The 23424-nt window shown below is 68.0% G+C and carries 25 protein-coding genes; 13 read left to right on the top strand and 12 right to left on the bottom strand.

The window, feature by feature from the left end:
- Positions 1-75 precede the first annotated feature (75 nt).
- A complete protein-coding gene (gene ykgO, locus MAY35_RS15770) occupies positions 76-198 on the top strand; it encodes a type B 50S ribosomal protein L36 (RefSeq protein WP_238422245.1) in 123 nt (40 codons plus the stop codon).
- A 6-nt stretch (positions 199-204) separates the two neighbouring features.
- Here the strand turns inward: ykgO and MAY35_RS15765 are convergent, their stop codons facing one another.
- Positions 205-1281, bottom strand: coding sequence for a diacylglycerol kinase (locus MAY35_RS15765; RefSeq protein WP_238422244.1), 1077 nt, complete (start codon positions 1279-1281; stop codon positions 205-207).
- A 94-nt stretch (positions 1282-1375) separates the two neighbouring features.
- Between MAY35_RS15765 and MAY35_RS15760 the strand changes: the two genes are divergently transcribed.
- Entirely contained in the window at positions 1376-2311 is a 936-nt protein-coding gene (locus tag MAY35_RS15760; RefSeq protein WP_238422243.1) for a glycerophosphodiester phosphodiesterase family protein, read from the top strand.
- On the opposite strand, the gene MAY35_RS15755 is transcribed toward MAY35_RS15760, so the two are convergent.
- From MAY35_RS15755 to purL, 3 genes are all read right to left on the bottom strand, one after another.
- A complete protein-coding gene (locus MAY35_RS15755; RefSeq protein ID WP_245404152.1) occupies positions 2300-2656 on the bottom strand; it encodes a DUF2752 domain-containing protein in 357 nt (118 codons plus the stop codon). The genes MAY35_RS15760 and MAY35_RS15755 overlap by 12 nt on opposite strands.
- An 88-nt stretch (positions 2657-2744) precedes the next feature.
- Positions 2745-3104, bottom strand: coding sequence for a CD225/dispanin family protein (locus MAY35_RS15750; protein WP_238422242.1), 360 nt, complete (start codon positions 3102-3104; stop codon positions 2745-2747).
- Between the two features lie 134 nt (positions 3105-3238).
- Entirely contained in the window at positions 3239-5533 is a 2295-nt protein-coding gene (purL, locus tag MAY35_RS15745) for a phosphoribosylformylglycinamidine synthase subunit PurL (protein WP_238422241.1), read from the bottom strand.
- A 215-nt stretch (positions 5534-5748) separates the two neighbouring features.
- Here purL and eccA point away from each other — a divergent pair, with 215 nt between their 5' ends.
- The 4 genes from eccA (at position 5749) to MAY35_RS15725 (ending at position 9130) form a co-directional block, all read left to right on the top strand.
- Positions 5749-7530, top strand: a complete 1782-nt coding sequence (gene eccA, locus MAY35_RS15740; RefSeq protein ID WP_238422290.1) for a type VII secretion AAA-ATPase EccA — start codon at positions 5749-5751, stop codon at positions 7528-7530.
- Positions 7531-7597: 67 nt separating this feature from the next.
- Entirely contained in the window at positions 7598-7984 is a 387-nt protein-coding gene (locus MAY35_RS15735; RefSeq protein WP_238422240.1) for a hypothetical protein, read from the top strand.
- A 14-nt stretch (positions 7985-7998) separates the two neighbouring features.
- Entirely contained in the window at positions 7999-8538 is a 540-nt protein-coding gene (locus MAY35_RS15730) for a hypothetical protein (RefSeq protein ID WP_238422239.1), read from the top strand.
- Positions 8539-8731: 193 nt separating this feature from the next.
- Positions 8732-9130 carry a hypothetical protein gene (locus MAY35_RS15725; protein WP_238422238.1) on the top strand — a complete coding sequence of 133 codons (399 nt, stop codon included), beginning with the start codon at positions 8732-8734 and terminating at the stop codon, positions 9128-9130.
- 26 nt (positions 9131-9156) lie between these two features.
- Here MAY35_RS15725 and MAY35_RS15720 read toward each other — a convergent pair whose 3' ends face one another.
- The 3 genes from MAY35_RS15720 to cysD are packed head-to-tail and all read right to left on the bottom strand — an operon-like array spanning position 9157 to position 12793.
- Positions 9157-9936, bottom strand: a complete 780-nt coding sequence (locus tag MAY35_RS15720; RefSeq protein WP_238422237.1) for a 3'(2'),5'-bisphosphate nucleotidase CysQ — start codon at positions 9934-9936, stop codon at positions 9157-9159.
- 47 nt (positions 9937-9983) lie between these two features.
- Entirely contained in the window at positions 9984-11846 is a 1863-nt protein-coding gene (cysC, locus tag MAY35_RS15715) for an adenylyl-sulfate kinase (RefSeq protein WP_238422236.1), read from the bottom strand.
- Positions 11846-12793 carry a sulfate adenylyltransferase subunit CysD gene (cysD, locus tag MAY35_RS15710; RefSeq protein ID WP_238422235.1) on the bottom strand — a complete coding sequence of 316 codons (948 nt, stop codon included), beginning with the start codon at positions 12791-12793 and terminating at the stop codon, positions 11846-11848. Before cysD ends, cysC begins: the two co-directional genes overlap by 1 nt.
- 52 nt (positions 12794-12845) lie before the next feature.
- Here cysD and MAY35_RS15705 point away from each other — a divergent pair, with 52 nt between their 5' ends.
- From MAY35_RS15705 to MAY35_RS15675, 7 genes are all read left to right on the top strand, one after another.
- Positions 12846-13775 (top strand): IclR family transcriptional regulator, encoded by a 930-nt coding sequence (locus MAY35_RS15705; RefSeq protein ID WP_238422234.1) that lies wholly within the window; start codon positions 12846-12848, stop codon positions 13773-13775.
- Between the two features lie 128 nt (positions 13776-13903).
- Positions 13904-14377, top strand: a complete 474-nt coding sequence (locus tag MAY35_RS15700) for a hypothetical protein (protein WP_238422233.1) — start codon at positions 13904-13906, stop codon at positions 14375-14377.
- 94 nt (positions 14378-14471) lie between these two features.
- Positions 14472-15053 carry a dihydrofolate reductase family protein gene (locus MAY35_RS15695; protein WP_238422232.1) on the top strand — a complete coding sequence of 194 codons (582 nt, stop codon included), beginning with the start codon at positions 14472-14474 and terminating at the stop codon, positions 15051-15053.
- 58 nt (positions 15054-15111) lie between these two features.
- A complete protein-coding gene (locus tag MAY35_RS15690; RefSeq protein ID WP_238422231.1) occupies positions 15112-16038 on the top strand; it encodes an enoyl-CoA hydratase in 927 nt (308 codons plus the stop codon).
- Between the two features lies 1 nt (position 16039).
- On the top strand, positions 16040-17206 hold the full coding sequence (locus tag MAY35_RS15685; RefSeq protein ID WP_238422230.1) for an acyl-CoA dehydrogenase family protein: 1167 nt from the start codon (positions 16040-16042) through the stop codon (positions 17204-17206).
- A 5-nt stretch (positions 17207-17211) separates the two neighbouring features.
- Positions 17212-18180, top strand: coding sequence for an acyl-CoA dehydrogenase family protein (locus MAY35_RS15680; RefSeq protein WP_238422229.1), 969 nt, complete (start codon positions 17212-17214; stop codon positions 18178-18180).
- Positions 18177-19271: an acyl-CoA dehydrogenase family protein gene (locus tag MAY35_RS15675; protein WP_238422228.1), complete on the top strand. Its 1095-nt coding sequence runs from the start codon at positions 18177-18179 to the stop codon at positions 19269-19271. Before MAY35_RS15680 ends, MAY35_RS15675 begins: the two co-directional genes overlap by 4 nt.
- Before the next feature lie 3 nt (positions 19272-19274).
- On the opposite strand, the gene MAY35_RS15670 is transcribed toward MAY35_RS15675, so the two are convergent.
- The 5 genes from MAY35_RS15670 to hsaB all read right to left on the bottom strand — a co-directional run bounded on the left by MAY35_RS15670 (position 19275) and on the right by hsaB (position 23424).
- Positions 19275-19604: a hypothetical protein gene (locus MAY35_RS15670; RefSeq protein ID WP_238422227.1), complete on the bottom strand. Its 330-nt coding sequence runs from the start codon at positions 19602-19604 to the stop codon at positions 19275-19277.
- 128 nt (positions 19605-19732) lie between these two features.
- Positions 19733-20875, bottom strand: coding sequence for a sulfotransferase (locus MAY35_RS15665; protein WP_238422226.1), 1143 nt, complete (start codon positions 20873-20875; stop codon positions 19733-19735).
- Positions 20868-21668 (bottom strand): SDR family oxidoreductase, encoded by an 801-nt coding sequence (locus tag MAY35_RS15660; RefSeq protein ID WP_238422225.1) that lies wholly within the window; start codon positions 21666-21668, stop codon positions 20868-20870. Before MAY35_RS15660 ends, MAY35_RS15665 begins: the two co-directional genes overlap by 8 nt.
- On the bottom strand, positions 21665-22855 hold the full coding sequence (locus tag MAY35_RS15655) for a hypothetical protein (protein ID WP_238422224.1): 1191 nt from the start codon (positions 22853-22855) through the stop codon (positions 21665-21667). The genes MAY35_RS15660 and MAY35_RS15655 overlap by 4 nt, the downstream gene beginning before the upstream one ends.
- Positions 22852-23424 carry a 3-hydroxy-9,10-secoandrosta-1,3,5(10)-triene-9,17-dione monooxygenase reductase subunit gene (gene hsaB, locus MAY35_RS15650; RefSeq protein ID WP_238422223.1) on the bottom strand — a complete coding sequence of 191 codons (573 nt, stop codon included), beginning with the start codon at positions 23422-23424 and terminating at the stop codon, positions 22852-22854. Before hsaB ends, MAY35_RS15655 begins: the two co-directional genes overlap by 4 nt.

Raw genomic sequence — 23424 nt, 5'->3', positions numbered from 1 at the left:
GCCTCCACCCCTGCGCGGTGACGGACCGACGACGAGCCTGCTTTAATGGAAACAATTCCCATTAAGGAGGCTCACTTGAAGGTCCGTGCATCCATCCGCTCGCTGAAGAACCAGGCGGGGTCGCAGGTCGTGAAGCGCAAAGGTCGCATCTACGTGATCAACAAGAACAACCCCAGATTCAAGGCGCGACAGGGCTGATCCCCACTACCGCGCGACCAACCCCCGGCCGGACACGAGCGGTAGATCCAGCGCCGTCACGAGCCCCGGCTTCGCATCGACGACGGCGGCGACGGAATTCACCAACCGCATGGCCGTCACGATCATGCCGGACACGTTGTGGTCGCCGTGTTCACCGTGATGGGCGAACTCGACGGCCATCTCCGGTTCACCCGAGATCGCGATGCGGTAGCAACCGTCGCCTTCGTGCGGCGACGGCCACTGCGGACACTGGTCGGGGTGCGTACGGGTGTAGTGCTCCAGCACAACACGATCCACGCCGTCGACCTGTCCGGCGACCTCGAAGCGGACCGCGGCCATCGTGCCTTTGGGGATCTCCACCGAGACCGTGGAGTAGTCCCGATCCGCCTCGACCCGCTCGACACGTTCCACGAGCGGTTCGTCGAGCACGAGGTCGAGTCCCGCGGCGATCTGACGGACCACGCTCCCCCACGCCATGGACAGGATGCCCGGCGAGAGCAGCATCGGGGTGGTGTCCATGGGCTGGCCGAAACCGAACAGGTCGCGCATGACGACCGGCTGGTAGTACGTCGAATAGTCGGCGATCTCCTGGCAGCGCACCTCGTCGATCCGCTGCGACAGGCTCGTCATCGCCAGCGGCAGAGCGTCATTGGCGAACCCCGGATCGATGCCGTTGACGTGCAGGCTCGCGTTGCCCGCCTGCCCGGCCGAGGCGATCCGCTCGAGGAGCGAGTCGGGCAGGATGCCCTGCGGGAACTGCAGCACGACCGGCCCGCTCGACACCACGTTGATGCCGTTCTCCACGAAGAAGATCAGATCCTCGATGGCCTCCATGACGCGGTCGTCGGTCATCGCCGTGTGCACGATGCAGTCGGGTTTCAGGGCGACCAGCGCATCGCGGTCGTCGGTTGCCGCCACGCCGAGTTCACGACCGAGGTCCGCGAGGTCGCCCGCGTCTCTGCCGACCTTCGCGGGATCGGACACCCAGACGCCCACCAGCTCCAGATCGGGCCGGGCGTCGATCCCGGCGATGGCATGTCGTCCGACGGTTCCGGTCGACCACTCGACCACGCGCAAAGTCATATCGATCAAACTAGAACACGTTGCAGTTCCGCGGGCCGGATCGGTGAGAACGGATCACGCCGACGGCGCGTTCCGCCGCTAGGCTCGACGGACGATGACTCCACCGCCGCCAACCGCCGATGCAGCTCCGGCACCGCTGTACATCGACCACCATGGGCACCGCACCATGCTCAAGTGGCACCGCGGCCGGCGCCGTGCCGCCGACCCCGCCTTCACCGCGACCCGCATCCTCGAAGGGATGCGACTCGGGGCGAGTGTCGAGGTCGACCTGGTCATCCACGCCGACCGGGGCTTCGTGGTTCTCCACGACCGCATCGTCGACCACGCCACGACCGGCACCGGCCCGGTGTCCACGCTCCCCGCGTCGTACCTGCGCGGATTGTCGTTGCGCGACAACGACGGTTCGGAGATCGACGAACGGGTCCTGCTGCTCGAGGACCTCGCCGAACTCTTCGACGGCATCGAGATCGCGCCCGACGCGCTCCTCCAGTTGGACTTCAAGGAGGACGACGCCGCTCTCGACGCCGAGGCGGTCGAGGTGTTCGCGCGCAGCGTCGCGCCATTCGCCGAGCACTGCATCCTGTCGTGTGGCGACGCCGCCGCCGTCGAGACGCTGACCCGGGCTGTCCCCGGCATCCGAATCGGTTACGACCCTTGCCATCACGGTGCCGCCGACGCGGCGATCCGGTCCGGCGACTACGACGGCTTCGTCGAGCGCACGGTGTCGGCGTCTCCGGACGCCGAGATGATCTACCTCGAGAACCGGTTGATCCTGGCGGCCGACGACCGGGGGTACGACGTCGTGGGCGCCTTCCATGCACGCGGACGTCGCGTCGACGGGTACACGATCACCCGGGTGGGGCCGCGAACGGCGCCGGAGCTGAAGCGACTGTTGGACTTGCGCGTCGACCAGATCACGACCGACGACCCCGAAGCCCTTGCGGCCCTCGACCCGAACGGCTCCGCCGACGAGCACAGGCCCCGGTGGATCCGCCGGCTCCGCAGGGCCACCGGTTGTTCAGACGCGTAGCGACCGGAAGGGCTCGACGGGGATGTTGCGCACGACGAACCAGGCGAGGACGACGACGAGTACCACGACCCCCGAGTAACGGAGATGCTGCCAGCTGCGAACCCGGCGACCGGTCCAGAGCCGCGCACAGTAGGCGCCGAAAGCGAAGAGCAGCAACCCCATCGCGGCCACCCCGACCGCGTTGTAGTGCAACGCGGCCGGGAGGTCACCGTGCAGAAGCGAATAGATCGCGCGCAACGACCCACAGCCGGGACACGTCACGCCGAAGATCAATTTGGTCGGGCAGGTCGGCAACACCCCGCCGGGCGTGGTCGGGTCTGCGAACCACACTGCCGCACACACCATCCCGGTACCGGCGACGACGGTCGCCGGCCCGAGGTACCGGTGTCGCGAGAGGGCCGACACCCGTCCGAGCACGGCCCTCTCCACACGCTCAGTACGTGGACGTGGTCGCGGAGGCGCCGAGGAGGATGACAAAGAAGACGACATAGACGATGACGATCAGGACCCAGATGATGACCGACGAGATCGCACTCCACATCGCCCATTTCTTGGCCTCATCCGCGGCCTTCTGCGCACCGGCGTAGTCACCCGCGGCCCACAGCTTGCTGACCGATGTCGACTTCACGATCGACACGATGCCCAGCGGCAGGCAACACAGCACCGTCGCGAGGATCGCCCACACGAGGTTGTTGTCCGGTTCCGGGCCGGCCGGGTTCATCCCGTACGGTTGCTGTCCGTATCCACCCGCGCCGTAGTTCGGCGGCTGGTTCGGATCATAGGGGTAGCTCATCTGCGCCCTTTCGACTCTGTTCGAGAACTCCAGGAGCGTAACCGAGCGGCGCGGCGCGCAGCAGGTCTGCGAGCGAGATTGATTCCATTGACATACAACGGAATCGTCGCAGGTGAGGCCGTTGCGCGGTGCAACTACACCGTGTCGCCGAACAACCTGGGCAGCGTGCCCTCGTACGTCTCCCGCAGCTCGATCAGCGGCACCGAGAAGTAGTCCTGGACCTCCACCGAGTCGCTGCCCTGGTCGACCACGCCGATCCGCGTCCACGGCATCTCGCGGGCATCGAGCATGGCGGTGAACCGTGACTCCTCGGTGCGGGGCACCGCGACGAGTACGCGGCCGGATGACTCGGAGAACAACCAGACGAACGGATCGGCATCCTCGGGCAGCAGCAACCGGCACCCGGTCTCGCCGGCGAGCGCGGCCTCGACGACGGTCTGGATGAGCCCGCCCTCGCTGAGATCGTGTGCGGCCGAGATCAATCCGTCGCGCGACGACGCGGCCAGGATGTCGGCGAGGAGACGCTCGCGATCGAGGTCGACCTGCGGCGGCACCCCGCCGAGGTGGTCGTGGCTGACCTGCGCCCAGATCGAACCGTCGAACTCGTCGCGGGTCTCACCGAGCAGGATCAGCGTCTCCCCCGGTTCCGTGCCGAGGCCGGTGGGGATGCGGCGGTGCACGTCGTCGATGACACCGAGGACACCGATGACCGGCGTCGGCAGGATCGCCGTGGCCCCGGTCTGGTTGTAGAAGCTGACGTTGCCGCCGGTCACCGGGATGCCGAGCTGCGCACAACCATCGGCGAGTCCGCGCACCGCCTGCTGGAACTGCCACATGACCGCCGGGTCCTCCGGCGAACCGAAGTTGAGGCAGTTGGTGACCGCCTTCGGCGTCGCACCGGACACCGCGACGTTCCGGTAGGCCTCCGCGAGGGCGAGCTGGGCACCGCGGTAGGGATCGAGGAAGGTGTAGCGCCCCGACGCATCCGTGGCGAGAGCGATCCCCCGTCCGGTCTCCTCGTCGATCCGGATCATGCCCGAGTCGGCGTGTTCGGCGAGGACGGTGTTGCCGCGGACGTACCGGTCGTACTGGTCGGTGATGAACTTGCGGCTGCACAGCGCGGGCGAGGCGAGCATCGCCAGGAGCGTCTCGCGCAGCTGATCGGGCGTGCCCGGCCGCTGCAGCGGTTCGGTCGTCGACGCGACGACCGTGTCCTGCCAGTCCGGGCGTGCGACCGGACGCTCGTAGACCGGGCCGTCGTGGGCGACGGTGCGCGGCGGGACGTCGACGACGGTCTCCCCGTGCCAGTTGATGACGAGATGTTCACCGTCGGTGACCTCGCCGATCTCGGTCGCGAGCACGTCCCACTTGCGGCAGACCTCGAGGAACTTCTCGACGTTCTCCGGCGTGACGACGGCACACATGCGTTCCTGCGACTCGCTGGAGAGCACCTCGGCCGGGGTCATGCCCTCGGCGCGCATCGGCACCTTCTCCAGGTCGATGTGCATGCCGCCGTCACCGGCGGCCGCGAGTTCGCTGGTGGCACAGGCCAATCCGGCACCGCCGAGATCCTGGATACCCACCACGAGTCCGGCGTGGTAGAGCTCGAGGCAGCACTCGATGAGCACCTTCTCGGTGAACGGATCGCCCACCTGGACGCTGGGCAGCTTCTTGCGGTTCGGACCCGAGCCTTCGGAATCGTCGAAGGTCTCCGACGCGAGCACCGACACGCCGCCGATACCGTCGAGACCGGTGCGCGCGCCGAACAGGATGATCTTGTTGCCGGTACCCGACGCGAAGGCCAGGTGCAGATCCTCGGTACGGAGCACACCCGCGCACAGCGCGTTGACCAGCGGGTTGCCCGCGTAGCTGGCATCGAAGACGGTCTCGCCGCCCACGTTCGGCAGACCCAGCGAGTTGCCGTATCCACCGACGCCGCGCACCACGCCGTCGACGACGCGACGCGTGTCCGGAGCGTCCGCCGCACCGAAGCGCAGCTGGTCCATCACCGCGATCGGACGTGCGCCCATCGCCATGATGTCGCGGACGATGCCGCCGACGCCGGTGGCGGCACCTTGATAGGGCTCGACATAACTGGGGTGGTTGTGCGACTCGACCTTGAACGTCACCGCCCAGCCGTCGCCGATGTCGACGACTCCGGCGTTCTCGCCGATGCCGGCGAGCATGCTCGCCCGCATCTCGTCGGTCGTGGTCTCACCGAAGTACCGCAGGTGCACCTTCGACGACTTGTAGCTGCAGTGCTCGGACCACATCACCGAGTACATCGCCAGTTCGGCATCGGTGGGCCGACGGCCCAGGATCTCGCGGATCCGGGCGTACTCGTCGTCCTTGAGACCGAGTTCGCGGAACGGTTGCGGATTATCCGGGGTCTGGGCAGCGGCTGAGACGGTATCCACCTGGGCACTCACTCTGATCAGTCTAGGCGGGTGCGGGCGCCCGCGGCCGACGGGGCATCGAGGCAGCGTCCCTGGGTGCCGCAGCACACACGAGGTCCGGCCTGGGAAGTCTGCAACAGTCGCCGGGCCGGTGTAGCGATAGTCTGTCTGGCGAACTGTATGGGGTGAACCGCGCGGGCTCGAGCAGGGCGAGTCCGCGCAGGTCTGGGGTGACACAGGGGGATGCGATGGCCGATGTCCGCAAGGCGAGGGCTCTCTTTGAACTCGGCGTCCTGTCCCTGAACATCCCCGTCGAAGGCCAGGAAGCCGTCGACAACCCGGCGCAGGCCGCCAAGGCCTTCACCCGCTCCACTGAATGGGACCCGTCGCTCGGAGACGCCTGGATCGGCCGGCTGGCGTGCGGCGACACCAGCAACGAGGTTCTTCTCGGCCTGTATCGCGCCCGTGCCTCCATCGGTGCCGAACAGCGCAGGCTCGGTCTGCCGTCGGGCACCATCGTGGGCCGCTGGTACACGGGCATGATGATCGACTATCCGGTGTCGGGCGCCGTCGAGGCGACCGCGGCCTACGCGGCCAGCCTCGTCCGCGGCTCGGACTTCGGCGGTGCCGAGGAGGTCCTCGACGCCGTGCCACCCGCCCACCGGACCCCGATCGTCGACTTCGTCCGTGCATACCTGCACTACGCCACCCAGCGTTGGCCGGACGTCCTGACCTCCCTCACCCGCTCCGACCGGTGGAACGACCCCTACATGCAGTCGGTCGCCGACTTCATGGCGGGGACGTCGTGCGTCCGCCTCGGCATGCTCGGCGAGGGGATGCGGCGTCTCCAGAACGCGATCGACGGTCCGATCCAGGCGTGCTCGACGCAGGCGATGTTCGCCTACGGCTTCGCGCTCCGCGAGCAGGGCCATGAGGAGAAGGCCAAGTCGATGTTCGAGCAGGCCTACGCACGCGATCCGTCGCTGTCGACGGCAGCCGAGGCGATCCGGTCGCCGTCGATACGCCTGACCCCGACGACCCCCGAGAAGATCGCCGAACGCACCGATCGCTGGGACCCGGCATCGGTCCCCGATCGCGCCGAGACCCTCCTCTCGGACCCTGCCGACCCCGCGGGCGCCGACGGCCTCGTCACCGAGGCGCAGCGCGAACTCGCCGAGCAGATCGGCCTCGAGTCGGTGAAGCAGCAGGTGGCCAAGCTGCAGTCGACGGCGACCCTCGCGAAGGTCAGGGCCGACCGCGGTCTGTCGACGTCGGCACGCAGCCTGCACCTGGCGTTCACCGGGCCTCCGGGCACCGGCAAGACGACGGTGGCCCGCATCGTCGCGAAGATCTACTGCGGGCTCGGGTTCATCAAGTCCGACAAGGTGGTGGAGGCGACCCGGCGTGACATGGTCGGCGAACATCTGGGCAGCACCGCCATCAAGACGTCCGCGCTCATCGACTCGGCGATGGACGGCGTCCTGTTCATCGACGAGGCGTACACCCTCATCCAGCAGGGATTGTCCGGTGGCGACGCGTTCGGTCGCGAGGCCGTGGACACCCTTCTCGCGCGCATGGAGGACGATCGCGACCGCCTCGTCGTGATCATCGCGGGTTACGACTCGGAGATCGATCGCTTCCTGGCAGCCAACGACGGTCTCGCCTCGCGCTTCGCGCGGCGCGTGCGTTTCGACTCCTACACACCGGGTGAACTCGCCCGCATCGCGGAGTTCATCGCGCGCAAACGCGACTCGTCGCTGACCCCGGAGGCGATGAACGAGATCGAGCAGGCCTGCGGCCCCCTCTACCACGACGTCCGCGAGCACCGGGGCAGCCCGCGTCGGGCCACCGACCTCGCGGGCAACGGCCGCTTCATCCGCAACATCATCGAGGCCGCCGAGGAGGAACGCGAGTTCCGGCTCAGCGCCGCAGGCGATCTGGACGCGCTCAGCCAGGACGACCTGATGCGAATCGACACCGCGGACGTCCGCGCAGCCATCTCGGGTGTGCTGTCCGGACTCATGCGCTGACCCCCGCCGTCTCGACCGTCCCCCGTCCGTCCTCGACCATCCCCCGGAAATCATGAGAGGTGGCGTCATGCCCACATCCGCCCGCCGTCCCCGTCCGTCCCGAATCGGCGCCACCGCCGCGCTCGCCGCGGTCGTGGCGATGGGGCTCGGGGCCTGCTCCGCCGACGACGCCGAATCCGCCCCTCCGTCCACATCGGCGGTCTCGGCGCCCACCGACACCTCGACGCCGCGCCCCGCGAGCTCGGAGCCCGCGTCCGACGACGTCGACTCGAAGGCATCGTCGATGACGTGCAAGCAATTCCGGGCACTCGACGACGCAGCGCGCACGAAGGCCGTGACGGAGCTGGGTGCCACGTCGAATGCGGGACAGGTCGCCACCGTCGCCGCGACGGTCTGCCTCAGCCGACCCGAGGACAAGCTGTCCGACGTCGTCGACGAACTCCTCGGACGCTGATACTTTCCTCAACCATGAGCAACCGTCCGTGGACCCTGCTGCACGGGCCGTTGTTCACCCGACGCCGGCCACTCGACCGCACCCACGCCGCACCCCGGATCAGCGCCTACATCTACGGCAACATCCTGATCCTGGCCGTACTCATCCCCCTGCATGTCCACGACGACTTCGTCGGTATCGCGATCCTCGCGGGCACCGCGGCATCGACCTTCATCGCCCACGTGTTCGCCGAGGGCGTCGCTCGACGTGTCCAGGACGGCCCGATCCGGCCGACCACCGCGATGGCCCTCGGGCACCTCCGGGACTCGGTACCGATCCTGACGTCGGCGCTGGTCCCGTGCGCCATCCTGCTGATCGGACTCATCGGCTGGATCGAACCACGCACCGCGCAACTCGTCGCCGAGGTCGTGATCCTCCTGCGGATCGGCGGCACGGTCTTCGTCATCGATCGGCTCAACGACGAGCCGCCCAGTCGCGCAACGCTCTTCAGCGCCGCCGCGGTCACCCTGGTGGCGACCCTCATCGTCGTGATCAAGGTCGTGGTGACGCACTGATCGTGGGCGTCTCGCGACCTGTGGACTCGTGACCTCGCAGTGCGGACGCTCTCGGATAGCATGCTGTGCGACTCGGAGCTCGGGCGATACGCGCACCGGGGATTTCGATGACGACTCGGGGGATTCTGTGATCACACGACGGCCGGCCAGACGTGATGTCAATGGCCCTTACGTACGGGGTGTCGCCGCGGCGATGCTCATCGTCACGGCCACCGCACTGGCCGCCTGTAGCACCGACGGGCGCCCCGTCGCCGCGCTGGACGACCTCGGTTCCACGCCGACCATCACGTCGAGCGCTGCTCCCGGTGATGGCCACGTCCCACTCGACCGGCCGACGAGAACCTATTCTCTGCCATCACGAACGACGACTCCCACCGTCGAGGTCCCGCCACCACCCGACTCCGCGACCATCACCTGCCGGGAGTACGCGGCCCGCGACAAACCGACGCAGACCGCCATCGTCAAGGCCAACGGCGTGACGAAGAACCCCATTCTGGTGGCGACGCTCGTGCTCGTCCTATGCGGCGCGGAACCCCAGAGCACCGTCAACTCGGTTCTCGGCCGCATGAAGGACGAGATCATCCACAATTGACCGAATGGTCCCGGGAGCGCCGACGATCAGCCGCCGGCACCCTCGGTGGTGACCGTCAGGATCGCCTCGGTGAACTCGGGCCGGCAGATGATGAGGTCGGGCAGGTAGGTGTCCTCGTTGTTGTAGATCAGCGGCGTCCCGTCGATCCGGCCGCACCACAGGCCCTTCGCCTTCGCGACGGCCACGGGAGCGGCCGAATCCCACTCGTACTGACCGCCCGCGTGCACGTAGGCATCCGCTTCCCCGCGCACGACCGCCATCGCCTTTGCGCCCGCCGACCCCATCGGGAGGAGCTCCCCGGCCACCGCCGCGGCCACCTCGTCGGCGAAAGCCGGTGGGCGCGAGCTGCTCACGACGACCCGCGGGACGCCGGTCCGCGGACGCGACGCCAGACCCTCCACGGGCTCGATCGCCGCGTCGTCGTCGAGGTAGGTCACGCCCAGCGCGGGCAGGGCGACCGCACCGGCGATGAGCCCGTCGGTGGACGACCACAGGGCGACGTGAACCGCCCAGTCGCTGCGGCCGCCCCCGGGCTCGTAGGTGCCGTACTCCCGGGTTCCATCGACCGGATCGATGATCCACACACGCGTTGCGGACAGGCGTGACTTGTCGTCGGCCGACTCCTCCGACAGCACCGCGTCGTCGGGCCGCACCTCGGCGAGACGGCCGAGGATGAACTCGTTAGAGCGCCGGTCGCCCTCGTTGCCGAGCTCCTTGCCGGTCAGCCCGCTGGTGCGACGGATGTCCAGCAGGAGTTCGCCTGCTGCGGTGGCCAGTTCGCCGGCAAGTGCTCGATCGTCGGTCACGGGGTTCCTCTCGGTCGGTTACGAGGCTCGCGCGGCGATCGCGCTCGTCACAGTCCCAGGTTACGCAGCACGAGGTCGGCCACCTCCGACGGCGGACCGTCGTCGGGGGTGATGACCAGCTCGGGATCAGCGGGACGTTCGTACGGCGAGTCGATGCCGGTGAACTGACTGATCTCGCCCCGGCGGGCCTTGCTGTACAGCCCCTTGGGATCGCGCCGTTCACACTCCTCGAGCGGGGTGTCGACGAAGATCTCGTAGAACGGCAGCCCACGCTCGGCGTGGATCTCACGCGCCCGTTGACGTTCTTCGGCGAACGGGCTGATCAGCGAGATGATCGCGACCGAACCGGAATCGGCGAACAGCGCCGCGACCTCGCTGGTGCGGCGGATGTTCTCGCGCCGGTCGTCGTCGGAGAACCCGAGGTCGGAATTCAGGCCGTGCCGCAGGTTGTCGCCGTCCATCAGGTACGCCGGTCGTCCTTCCGCGACGAACCGGCGCTCGAGTTCGACGGCCAGCGACGACTTGCCCGACCCCGACAGTCCGGTCAGCCAGATGGTCGCGCCGCGGTGCGCACGGTGCTCGCGAGAAACCTTGGTCGCCTGCCACACGACGTGGCTGTCGTGGCTCACCGGTGCGGTGATCATCCCGGCGCCGACGGTGCGGTTGGTCGCCTCGTCGATCAGGATGAAACTGCCGGTGTCCCGGTTGCGTCGGTAGGAGTCGAAGGTCACCGGCTCCTGCGTGTGCAGGACGATTCGGCCGATCTCGTTGAGCGACAACCCCTCCGCATCTTCGTCGCGGTGCAGGGAGTTGACGTCGAGCCGGTAGTTGAGCCCGCTGACCGTCGCTCGCGTCAACCGGGTGCCGCAGAGCAGTTGGTATCGGTTGCCCGGGCGGAGCTGGGTGTCGTCGGCGAACCAGCACACCATCGCGTCGAGATCGCGGCCCACATACGGCCGGTTGTTGGGACGCGCGAGCATGTCCCCGCGGACGATGTCGATCTCGTCGGCGAGTTCGACCGACACGGCCATCTCGGCGAAGGCCTCGTCCACCGCCCGCCCGCCCGGCGCCCAGATCTCGGTGATGGTCGTGCTGAACCCGCTCGGGAGGACGACGACCTCGTCACCCTTGGCGAAGACGCCGCCGGCGACGGTCCCCGAGTAGGCCCGGTGGTCGGCACCGTCGCTGCGCTGGGGGCGGATCACGTACTGGACGGGCAGTCGTGCGTCGATCAGGTTCCGGTCCGAGGCGATGTAGACGTGCTCGAGGTGATTGAGCAGCGGACGGCCCTCGTACCACGGCATGGCCGCCGACTGCTCGACGACGTTGTCGCCACGCAGCGCCGACATCGGGATGAAGGTGAGATCCACGACGTTGAGCTTGGCCGCGAAATCGACGAAGTCCGCGCAGATCTCGTCGAACCGCTCCTGCGACCAGTCGACGAGATCCATCTTGTTGACGCAGATGGTCAGGTGCGGGATGCCGAGCAGCGACGACAGGAACGCGTGACGGCGGGTCTGCTCGAGCACACCCTTCCGGGCGTCGATGAGGATCATCGCGAGGTCGGCCGTCGACGCGCCCGTCACCATGTTGCGCGTGTACTGCACGTGCCCGGGAGTGTCGGCGATGATGAATTTCCTTCGCGGCGTGGCGAAGTAGCGGTACGCGACATCGATCGTGATGCCCTGCTCACGTTCTGCGCGCAGACCGTCGGTCAGCAGGGCGAGGTTGGCGTACTCGTCGCCCCGCTCGGCGCTCGTGCGCTCGATCGATTCGAGTTGGTCGGTGAAGATGGCCTTGGAGTCGTAGAGCAGGCGGCCGATGAGCGTCGACTTGCCGTCGTCGACCGACCCCGCGGTGGCCAGGCGCAACATCTCGGTGGCACCACCGGCGACGCTGGAGCTCCCCATCAGAAGTAGCCTTCTTTCTTGCGGTCTTCCATCCCCGATTCGGAGATCCGGTCGTCGGCGCGGGTGGCCCCGCGCTCGGTCAGCCTCGTCACCTCGATCTCCTCGATCACCTTGGCCACGTCGTCGGCGGCCGACAGGACGCACCCGGTGCACGTGGCGTCGCCGACCGTTCGGAAACGCACCGTCTCCGTCCGCACCTCCTCGCCCGGAAGTTCCTGCAGGAAGCGGGTTTTCGCGAGCAGCATCCCGTCGCGCGGGATGACCTCGCGCTGGTGGGCGTAATAGATCGGCGGGAGGTCGATGTCCTCGGCGGCGATGTACTGCCAGATGTCGAGCTCGGTCCAGTTCGACAACGGGAACACCCGGATGTGTTCTCCCTTGTGATGGCGCCCGTTGTAGAGACGCCACAGTTCCGGCCGTTGCTCCCGCGGATTCCACGCCCCGAACTCGTCGCGGAAGCTGAACACACGCTCCTTGGCGCGGGCCTTCTCCTCGTCGCGACGCGCGCCACCGAACACCGCGTCGAAACGGTTCTCGGTGATGCCGCGCAGCAGCGCGGTGGTCTGCAGTCGGTTGCGGGTCGCACCCGGCCCGGTCTGTTCCACGACGCGTCCGGCGTCGATGTCGTCCTGGACCGAGCTGACGATGAGTCGGACCCCGGTCTCGGCGACGACGCGGTCCCGGTACTCGATCACCTCGTCGAAGTTGTGTCCGGTGTCGACGTGCATGAGCGGGAACGGGACAGGTGCGGGCCAGAACGCCTTGCGCGCGAGGTGGAACATGACCACCGAGTCCTTGCCGCCGGAGAACAGCAGCACCGGACGTTCGAACGTGGCCGCGACCTCACGGAAGATGTGGACCGACTCCGCCTCGAGGGCCGCGAGGTGCGACAGCTCGTAGCCGTGATGCGGATGTCGACCGGTCTTCGCGTCGAGTGGAATGGTCACCGGGTGCAACCCCCCTTGACATGTCGAATATTCGACACTAAGTGTTGACAATGTGACACAAACCGTAGGCGATTTTTCCGACGCCCGTCAACCGGCTCGTGGTGCTTCGCCTCCGACGTCCCGTGTCGTGGCGATCGTCGAACTGCTCGCCCGCGCCGAACAGCCCTCGCTCACCCTCGCCGAGATCGTTCGCCAGACCTCGCTGTCGCGCGCCACGGCGCACGCCATCGTCTCCGAACTGGTGTCGTCCGGGTGGCTCGTCCGGGATCCCGTCGCGGGCACCTTCACCGTCGGTCCCGGCTTCGTCGCGCTCGCCCGGAACACCGACGGCGCCGACCATCTCATCCGGTGGGCGGCCTCGGCGGCCCGGGAACTGTGCCGACGCTTCGAGATCCCGTGCTTCGTGGCGCGCCGCACCTCGGCGGACACCGTGACGCTGGCATCGCACGCCTTTCCGCCACATCTGGCCCCCGATTCCGAACCGCACCCGTGGCTCCGCAACGGCAGCCGCATCCGGTTGCGGCCGCCGATCTGCCGTGAGTTCATCGCCTGGGACCCTCCGGAGGCGCGGTCGGAGTGGGTCGCGCAGGCCGCCGAATCCACCCGCACACGCCTACGCCTCGTCCTCGACGTCGTGGCCGAGCGCGGCTACTCGATCGAGCGGATGACCGACGATCACGTCGCGATGATCGAGGCGCTCAGCTCACTCGACACGATGTCGGAGACGTTGCGGGCCAGGGTCGGCGATCTGCTGACCGAGCTGTCCGTGATCGACTACCTCCCCGAAGAACTCGACGCCTGCGCCGCGGACGGCACGGGCATCCCGGTGGTCACCATCGGCGCACCCGTCTTCGACGCCGCCGGCCGTGTCGCGGCGGCGATCGTCGCATGCCCCAACACCACGCTCGGCATCGACGAACTGCGGGAACTCGGCGAGGCGACGCGTGCCGCCGCGGACGGGTTGTCCGGCCAGTCGAGCTGAGGAGACGCCCGAACGCCATCGGGCGGATGAATGACATGTCGCCGAAATCGGCACAGAACCCGCCACATCGACGAGACTGGCCGGGACCCTCGTCACGCCATCACCGTTCCACGCAAGGGAGTCCGGACATGCCGAGCACCAGGATGACCACCCGGTTGGCCGCCGCCGCCGTCGCACTCGCAGCCGCCGCCGGACTGGGCGTCGCCGCCACCGGCGAGGCCGGCGCGGTGACGCGCGAGTTCCCACTGTCCAACTGCGTCGGCGTGAGCCCGAACATCGTCGACGTCCCCTTCCTCGCCCGCCGCGCGATCGTGAGCACCTATGCGGGGAACGCCTACATCGCCTCGGACTTCACCAGCTACTTCCCCGGTGGGTACCAGTCGACGGCTCGCCTGGACTGGCGCAACCTGAGTACCGGCAAGCGCGGGACCAAGCTGAGCAACGTGCGCGTGAACCCGCCTTACCAGGGCGTTCACTACTTCGTGATCCCCGTCGGCGAGATCGGCCGGGGCCGGGTCGCGGTGAACTTCAGCGCGGTCAACCGCAACGCTCTCTGGAGCATCCCGTCGACGAGTTGCGGTGGGACCGTCGTCGTCCCCTGACCCGTACGGCCGGCGATGAGTTCGGGCCCCGGCCCCGGTCTGTCCCTGCGACCGATCCGGCCGCGACCGGATGACCACTCAGGGAGAGATCGCCATGACTGCCACCTACACCTTCGACGTCTTCTGCACCCTCGACGGCTACGGTTCGTACACCGAGCCCGGTGACTGGGGCGGTTACTGGGGCAAGCAGGGACCCGAGTTCCTCGACCGCAGGGCCGAGCAGTTCTCGGGTGACCATCGGATGGTGTTCGGCGCCAACACGTTCCGCGAGTTCATCGAGATGATCCCGTCGACCACGGATTCCGCCGATCTCGACCCGTGGCTCGCACTGATGCGTGCGAAGCCCGCGACGGTCATCTCCTCGACGGTGGCCGACACCAGCGGGTGGCCGGACGCGACGCCGGCGTCGGGAGACGCGGCCGAGATAGTCCGCCGCCTCAAGGACGAGTCCGACGTCCCACTTCATTCGCACGGCAGCCTCTCACTGAACGCCGCACTGATGGCCGCCGGGCTCGTCGACGCCGTCCGGGTGACGATCTTTCCGGTCATCACCGGCCGATGCGGCACCCGACCCGTGTTCGGTGACGCCGGCGGCTTCGACCTCGAACTGCTCGACAGCCACGTGCTCGACGGACGAATCCAGGAACTGACCTACCGTCCTACGGCACACTTCTGACCCCACCCACCACAAGCCCCACTACCAACCAAGCACTTGCTAGGTTAGTCTCGTGGGCATGAGTGACGCCGTCATCCCGCCCCCGCTCGGCCCCGATGATCTCGGCCCGGACACCTCGCCTGTCGCCTACGAGACCGGCGGCCCCGAGGGGGCGGTCGCCTATGTGACGCTGAACCGCCCGGAGTACCGCAACGCGCAGAACTCGGTGATGACGTATTCGCTCGACGCCGCGTTCCGCAAAGCCGTCGAGGACTCATCGGTCAAGGTGATCGTGCTGCGGGCCAACGGCAAGCACTTCTCCGCGGGCCACGATATCGGTACGCCCGAGCGTGATTTCGACACCTTCTACGAGAACGCCGCCGTCCTGCACTGGGACCACACCGACAAGACCGGCGCCGACCAGCGTCTCGCCCGCGAGATGGAGGTCTACATGGGGATGTGTCGCCGCTGGCGCGACATCCCCAAGCCCCTGATCGCCCAGGTCCACGGCGCCTGCATAGCGGGTGGTCTCATGCTCGCCTGGATCTGTGACTTCATCGTGGCGTCGGATGACGCCTTCTTCTCCGACCCGGTCGCACGCATGGGGATTCCCGGTGTCGAGTACTTCGCCCACGCCTTCGTCCTCGGCCCCCGTCGCGCCAAGGAGATCCTCTTCACCGGTGAACGATTCACCGCCACGCAGGCCGCGGACTGGGGCATGGTCAATCACGTCGTCCCCCGCGACGCCCTGGACACCAAGGTGAACGAGATCGCCGAGAAGGCCGTGGGCATGCCGATGCAGGGACTGTTCCTCAGCAAGAAGGCCGTCAACATCTGCGAAGACCAGATGGGCCTGCGCAATTCGATGGACTCGGTCTTCGGCTGGCACCACTTCGCCCACGCCGCCAACTCCGAGGCCGGCGGCGACTCGCTCGGTGGCATGGACGCGAAGTCGATGAAGGCCTCGTCCGCCGCTGCCTCGGGGACCTCGGGATCGGGGAACTGACATGGACCTGCTGTTCGACGATGCCGCCGACGCCTTTCGCGCCGAGATCCGCGCATGGCTGGCCGACCACGTTCCGCGCGAACCACTTCCGTCGATGGACACCGCCGAGGGCTTCGAGGCCCACCGCGAGTGGGAGCGGACGATGGCCGCCGACCGCATGTCGGTGGTCAGCTGGCCGGTGGAGTTCGGCGGTCGTGACGCCCCGCTCCTGCACTGGGTCATCTTCGAAGAGGAGTACTACCGGTCCGGTGCTCCCGGCCGGGTGAGCCAGAACGGGATCTTCCTGCTCGCCCCGACCCTGTTCGAGCACGCGAGTCCCGCTCAGCTGGAACGCATCCTGCCGCGGATGGCGAACGCCGACGAGATCTGGGGGCAGGCGTGGAGCGAGCCCGAGGCAGGCAGCGATCTCGCCTCGCTGCGCTCGACGGCCGTGCGCACCAACGGTGGCTGGCTGCTCAACGGGCAGAAGACGTGGAGTTCGCGCTCGAGTTTCGCCGACCGGGCGTTCGGCCTCTTCCGCACCGACAAAGAGGCACAGCGCCACAAGGGCCTGACCTACTTCATGTTCGACCTGCGCAGCGAGGGCGTGACCGTGCGGCCGATCGCGCAACTCGACGGCGAGGCGGGTTTCGCGGAGTTGTTCCTGGAGAACGTCTTCGTGCCCGACGACCCGACCGACCCCGGCGAATCGGGGGTGATCGGGCAGGTGGACAACGGCTGGCGGGTGGCGATGAGCACCGCGGCCAACGAGCGCGGCCTGTCGCTGCGGGCTCCCGGCCGGTTCCTGGCCACCACCGACCGCCTCGTCGAACTGTGGCATTCCTCCCGGGGCACCGTGCCCGCCACCGCGAACACCGATGCGCGCGTGGCCGATGCCTGGATCGGCTCGCGCGCATATGAACTGTCCACCTATCAGACGGTGAGCCGGCTCGCCGCCGGCGGCGCGCTGGGCATGGAATCGTCGATCAACAAGGTCTTCTGGTCGCAGTGGGACATTGCCGCCCACGAGACCGCCCTCGATCTCCGCGGTCCCGTCGCCGAACTCGACGACCCGTGGATGGACGGTTACCTGTTCTCGCTGTCGGGGCCGATCTATGCGGGCACCAACGAGATCCAACGCAACGTCATCGCCGAGCGCCTGCTCGGCCTTCCCCGCGGAGATCGCTGATACCCATGGACTTCCGACTCACCGACATCCACACGGACCTCGCCTCGACGGTGGACGCGATGCTGGGCAAAGCCGACATGCCGGCCGCCACACGCGCATGGGCGACCGGCGACCGGGCAGCGGTCACCAAGGTCTACTCGCAACTCGCCGACGCGGGCATCTGCGGTCTGCTGATCGACGAGTCGCACGGCGGCAGCAGCGCCGGCGCCGTCGAGATGGTCGTGGCCATCGAACAACTCGGCCGCCACTGCGCGCCGGGTCCGATCGTCGAGAGCGTCGCGGTCCTGCCGATCCTGCTGCACGACGCCGACGTGTCGGCCCCGCTCAGCGATCTCGCCGAGGGCCGTCTCGCGACGTGCGCCATCGGGCCGCTACAGCCCCTGGCCGCCGACGCCGACGCCGCGGACGTCTATCTCGTCGACGACGGTGTGCTGTCCCTCGCGAAGGTGCGCGACACCAGCGCCTCGGTCGACTCGACGCGCACCTTGTCGCAGGTCGACGCGGGCGAGGTGCTCGCCTCCGGCGTGGACGCCTCCGATGCCGCCGACGCGGGTGCGCTCGCCACGGCCGCGCAGTTGCTCGGGCTGGGTCAGGCGATGCTCACCATCGCATCCGAATACGCCCAGTCGCGCAAGCAGTTCGGCAAGCCCATCGGGTCGTTCCAGGCCGTCAAGCACCACCTCGCCGATGTCGCGATCGCCCTCGAGATGGCCCGACCCCTCGTGCACGCGGCGGCCCTCGGGATCGACGGTCAGGTCCCGGAGGGCACGAACGTCTCCCGGGACGTGTCGGCGGCGAAGGTCGCCGCCGCGGAGGCCGCCGACCTCTCGGCGCGGCGATCCCTCCAGGTGATGGGGGCGATCGGATACACCGCCGAACACGACATCTCGCTGTACATCACCAAGACCCGTGCGCTGCTCAGTGCCTGGGGATCGCCCGCTGTCCACCGTCAACGCATCCTGGAGACCCTGTGACCGCTCTGTCCGCGATCAGTTCGGAGGAACGCGAGGCGCTCGCCGAGGCCGTACGCGACCTGCTCCAGCGCCGCGGTGACCCGACGACCGTCCGCGCCGCGATCGCCACCACGGGCCGGGTCGACGCCTCGCTGTGGCAGACGCTGTGCACCGAGATCGGCGTGGCTGCGCTGCCGATCCCGGAGGAGCACGGCGGCGCCGGCGCCTCCTGGGCCGAGACCGCGGCGGTACTGGAAGAACTCGGTGCCGCGCTGAGTCCGGTGCCCGCCTTCGGTTCCGCTGTGCTGGCCGTCGGCGCGGTGCTCCTCGCCGGTGACGACGAGGCATCCAGCCGTCTGCTGCCCGGGCTCGCCTCCGGTGAACGCGTCGGCGCGGTGTGTTGGGCCGGCGTCCGCGGATGGAACACGCCGGGCGTGCACGCCGACGCCGGACTGCTCTCGGGCACCGCGCATTACGTCGTCGACGCCGAAACCGCGGACACCCTGCTGGTGCTGGCGTCCGGACCGGGCGAGCACGTCACCCTGCACGAGGTGGCCGCGGACGCCGAGGGCGTGTCGGTGTCGCCGATGCCCGTCATGGACCCCACCCGGAGCCTGTCCTCGGTGCGTTTCGACGAGGTGGCGTCGTCGGTCATCCCGGCGCCGGGCGATCTCGCGACACGGCTCCGCTCACTCGGTTGGGCGCTACTGTCGGCAGAACAGGTCGGCGGCGCACAGCGGGCACTCGACCTCACCGTCGACTACACCAAGTCGCGCAAGCAGTTCGGGCGGACGATCGGCTCGTTCCAGGCCCTCAAGCACCGGATGGCCGACATGTACGTGCTCGTCGAGACCGCACGGTCGATCTCGCGTGCCGCGGTCCACGCACTGGCCACCGACGACCCCGAGGCGGATGCGCTGGCTCTCGCGGCCCACGTCTACTGCTCGGACGCGTACCGATCCGTCACCGGCGAGGCCATCCAGCTACACGGCGGGATCGGCATCACGTGGGAGCACGACATCCAGCTGTACTTCAAGCGGGCGCAGGCGACCTCGCAGCTGTTGGGTGCCCCGCACACGGCGGTCGCCGAAGTCGCCGCCCGGCTCCGCTAGCGGTCATCGGTCCCGACCGGCGGCCGCCCGTCCGACGAACTGCTCGATCGGTCCGCTGAGGACGAGCAGGATCAGCGGCAGGTTCCCGCTCTCCGGGAACACGATCGTGACGACCAGGGCGGCCGCGAGCACCAGAAGCGTGCCGAGCCCGCTGGCGGACCGGACCCACCGGTCGGTGGCCTCGTCGTCGACGAGGAGCGCCCGGTGTCGGTGTCCCCACCGCGCGATCGCGATCAGGCTGGCAACCGAGACGGCCAGGACCCCGATGTAGAGGATGTTGGCCTGTGAGATGTGTGCGCCGTCGACCAATGCGGTGGCGAACGGCAGGGCCACGATGGTGAGCAGCCAGACGAAGTGCAGGTTGACCAGCGTCCGGTCGTAAGTGCGGACGTAGAGCCCGATCGGGATTCGGTAGCAACAATGCGTGCCATATCCGCATTGTTGCTACGAAATCCCCGGGCTCAGCTGGAGAAGGCGGCCTCGACGGTCGCCTCGTCGAGGCCGTAGTCCGACAATTGATAGCGATGCTGCGGCTTGCGCGCACCCGACTGGCTCTCCTCGTCCAGCGCCGTCACCGCGGCACGGGCCTCATCCGACATCGGGCTGCCGAGTGCGGCGTACACCCGCTCGACGGTGCCCATCGGGTCGCTCCGCAGGTCGGTGAAGTCGATGTCCAGGAACTGACTCGGGTCATAACGCTTGCGCGCCGCGGAGAACTCGCGCAGGCCGCGTGACCACAGCTCGAGCTGGTCCTGTCCGATCCGGGCACCGGTGAACGTCGTGGAATATCCCGCCGTCGCGTGCTCGGCCAGGCTGCACATCGACGCGATCAGGGTGGTCGGTGGACGGTGGGTCTGGATCACGAGCGCATCGGGGTACGCGGCCATCAAGGCGTCCAACGCGAACAGGTGACTGGGGTTCTTGAGAACCCACCGCTTACCCGGATCGTTGAGCCCGATCAACTGCAGGTTCCGGCGGTGGCGCAGATAGGCCGGCGTCCAGTCCTGCGTCGACAGCCACTGCGAATACGTCGGGACGTGCGCCAGCGATTCATACGAGATCGACATGACGCTCTGGCGGAGGAGCTGCCAGCACTCCTCGACCTCGCCGGCGTCCATGTAGTGCAGACCCATGAACTCCGGGTTCTCGACGTGATGCTGTTCGAAGCCCGACTGGATCTGACGATAGACCGGGTTGTCCTCCCAGGTGTCCCGCGGCGGCCGCGGCTGCGGGAACTCCGCCAGCCACATCTCGACGCCCTGATGCGCGGGATCGGCGGCCAGGAGTCGATGCAGCGCAGTGGTTCCCGTGCGCGGCAGGCCGGTCACGAAGATCGGACGCGTCACCTCGACGTCGGCGTACCCGGGGTTGGCCTGCCACGACGCCTCGCTCAGGAGGCGCGCGACGAGCGCACCCTTCAGGAAGAACCGGAACATCTTGCTGCCGAGCTCGGTGAGGCCGGCTTCGGACCGGTACGACTCGAGCAGGATGCCCAGCGGTTCCAGGTAGTCGGAGTCACCGAAGTCGTCGAGCCCGGTGGCGCGGGTCGCCGACGAGTGCAGGTCCTCGATGGTCCCGACGTCGGTGCGTGCAGCACTAGTCATGGTATTCACCGCAATTCACGTCCAGGGTGTGGCCGGTGATGGCACGGGCCATCGGCGACGCGAGGAACACGACGGCGTCGGCGATCTCGTCGGGCTCCGGCAGCCGCTTCAGGTCGGACTTCGACGCGGTCTGCGCGTAGACATCCTCCGGGGTGATCCCGTACTTCTTGGCGACCTCGCCGAAATACCACCTCAACTGGTCGTCCCAGATGTAGCCCGGCGCGACCGAGTTGATGCGGATGCCCTTGTCGCCCAGCTCCGTCGCCAGTGACTGCGACATGGCCAGGAGTGCCGACTTGGCGATCTTGTAGCTGCCGTACCGGGGCTCGGAATGCCGGATGACCATCGAGTTGATGTTGACGATCGAGCCGTCGGACCCCGCCAGGGTGTCGGTGAACGCGCGGATGACGCGCAGGGTCCCCAGGACGGTGACCTCGATACTGGTGGCGATCTGGTCGAAGTCGGTGCGCGACAACGGTTTCATCGATGGCAGCGCGAACGCGTTGTTGACCAGTACATCCGCGCGACCGAACTCGGCGCGCGTGGTGGCCACCAACTCGTCGACCGCGGAGTCGTCGGTGATGTCGGCCGGCACAACCAGGCTCGTCCCGCCCGCCGCGTCGATCTCCGCGGCGACCTCCTTCAGCCGCGACTCTGTCCGGGCCGCGAGCACCACCCGGGCGCCTTCGGCGGCAGCGCGTAGACAGATGGACCGGCCTAGGCCCGGGCCGACGCCCGACACCACGACCACCTTGCCGGCCAGCAATCCGGCCGACGACCCACTCTCGGTCATCCCAGCATCCTCTCCGCGAACCCGCGTTGCCGTGCCGCGATCCGCTCCGCCCAGCCGTCGGCACCGATCTTGTTGTGCTCGAGATGCGGCAGGTGGGCCGCCACCTCGTCGAAGGCGACCACCTGCGCGCTCGGACCGAGGTCGGGTCCGATCGCGGAGTCGCTGCGCTGCCAGCGGAACTGGAGGATGCCCTTGGCCCGGCCGGTCGTCTCGATCCAGTTGGCCACGCCGGGATCTCGATGCGACACCACCATCCGGATCATCCCGTCCGGATCGACCTGCGCCTGAGCGGAGTTCAGGCTGGTCTGGTGGTTCACGTAATCCAGGGAGATGTACCACATGCTCCCGAGCTGGAAGCCCTGGTACGGCGCGTCGGACTTCGGGATGGTGATGACCATCGCCTCGTCGGGACCCAGGTGGTAGTGACCGACGGACGAGAACTGCGTACTGAGTCCGCCGGGAGTCTGGCGCGGCTCCGTGAAGGTGTTGACCGGCTCGTCGAGGTAGAACCACTTGGGAAAGTTGAACCAGGTGTTGATGCGCGTCATCAGCATCTTGCCCGCGGTCGCATATCTGCGGGACACCCGCGCCAGGTCCGGCTCCTCGGGCGCCGTACCGACGGTGTCGACCCGCTCGATGGTGATCGATCCCTTGCGCTCGGTCCACTCCGAATACACCTCGCGCACAGCGAGCATCGATGCGCCGTCGCCGAGCGGGAAGTAGTTGTCCGGCGGGTCCGGGAGCGGTGGCCCGAAGGTCAACTCGAAGGAACCGTCCTCGGCGATGGTCAGACGACGGTCGTCGAACGCGTCCTCGCCGCCGGGCACCTCCGACGCCGTGTAGTCACCTCGCAGCACCTGGAAGCTGAGATCCGTTGTCGTGCCGCGCCGTCCGCGTACCACGTAGGTGCCGGTCGGTTCGACGTCGGCGTGGTAGTAGAGCGTATCCGGGTTGTCCAGCCCCATCTTCGTCGCCGGGCCGGTCGAGGTGACGAAGTTCGGGTGCGACAGCGACCGCCCCCGGACCAGTTGCACGATCGCCGCGATGCTGCCTGCGAGGTAATCGAGCCCCTCGGCGAGATCCTGCTCGGTCTCGGCGAAGTCGGCCGAGGTGACCAGCTTCTCGGCCTCGGCGATGGCGTCGGTGAGCGGTTGGGTGACCAGTGTCGTCGTGACGTCCGTGCTCATAACCAGGTGTCCCCGCCCGTCCATGTCAGGAAATTCTCCAACTCGGCCTGTGCGGGTGTGACCCGCGGATGCTCGGTCGACAGATAGCCGCCGCGATAGAACAGGAGGGGCTTGTCCTGCAACACCTCTCCGAGGGTGAGGGCCCGTCCGATCACGATGTGGTGGTCCCCGCCGTCGTTGACACTCTCCACGTCGCATTCGACCCAGGTCAACGCATGGCGGATGACCGGCAACCCAGCCGGCGACGGGTCCCAGGTGACGTTGGCGAACTTGTCGTCACCGGGGGCGCCGAACGCGGCACTGACATCCTGCTGTCGGTTCGACAGAACGTTCACACAGAACTTGCCCGCCTTCTCGATGACCTTCCAGCTGCGCGAGGTCTTCATCGGGCAGAACAGGACGAGCGGGGGGTCGAGGGACAGCGCGGCGAACGACTGGCACGCGAAACCCACCGGTTTGCCCGCGTCGTCGAGTGTGGTGATGACGGTGACGCCGGTGCAGAACTGCCCCATGGCGGTACGGAACTGCCGGGAGTCGAAATCGGCCGAACCGTAGGGGGTTCGCGTCAT

It is taken from the genome of Gordonia sp. 'Campus', assembly GCF_022206305.1.
In the GTDB taxonomy this organism is placed as follows: domain Bacteria; phylum Actinomycetota; class Actinomycetes; order Mycobacteriales; family Mycobacteriaceae; genus Gordonia.
This window is presented reverse-complemented; position numbering and strand designations above follow the sequence as displayed.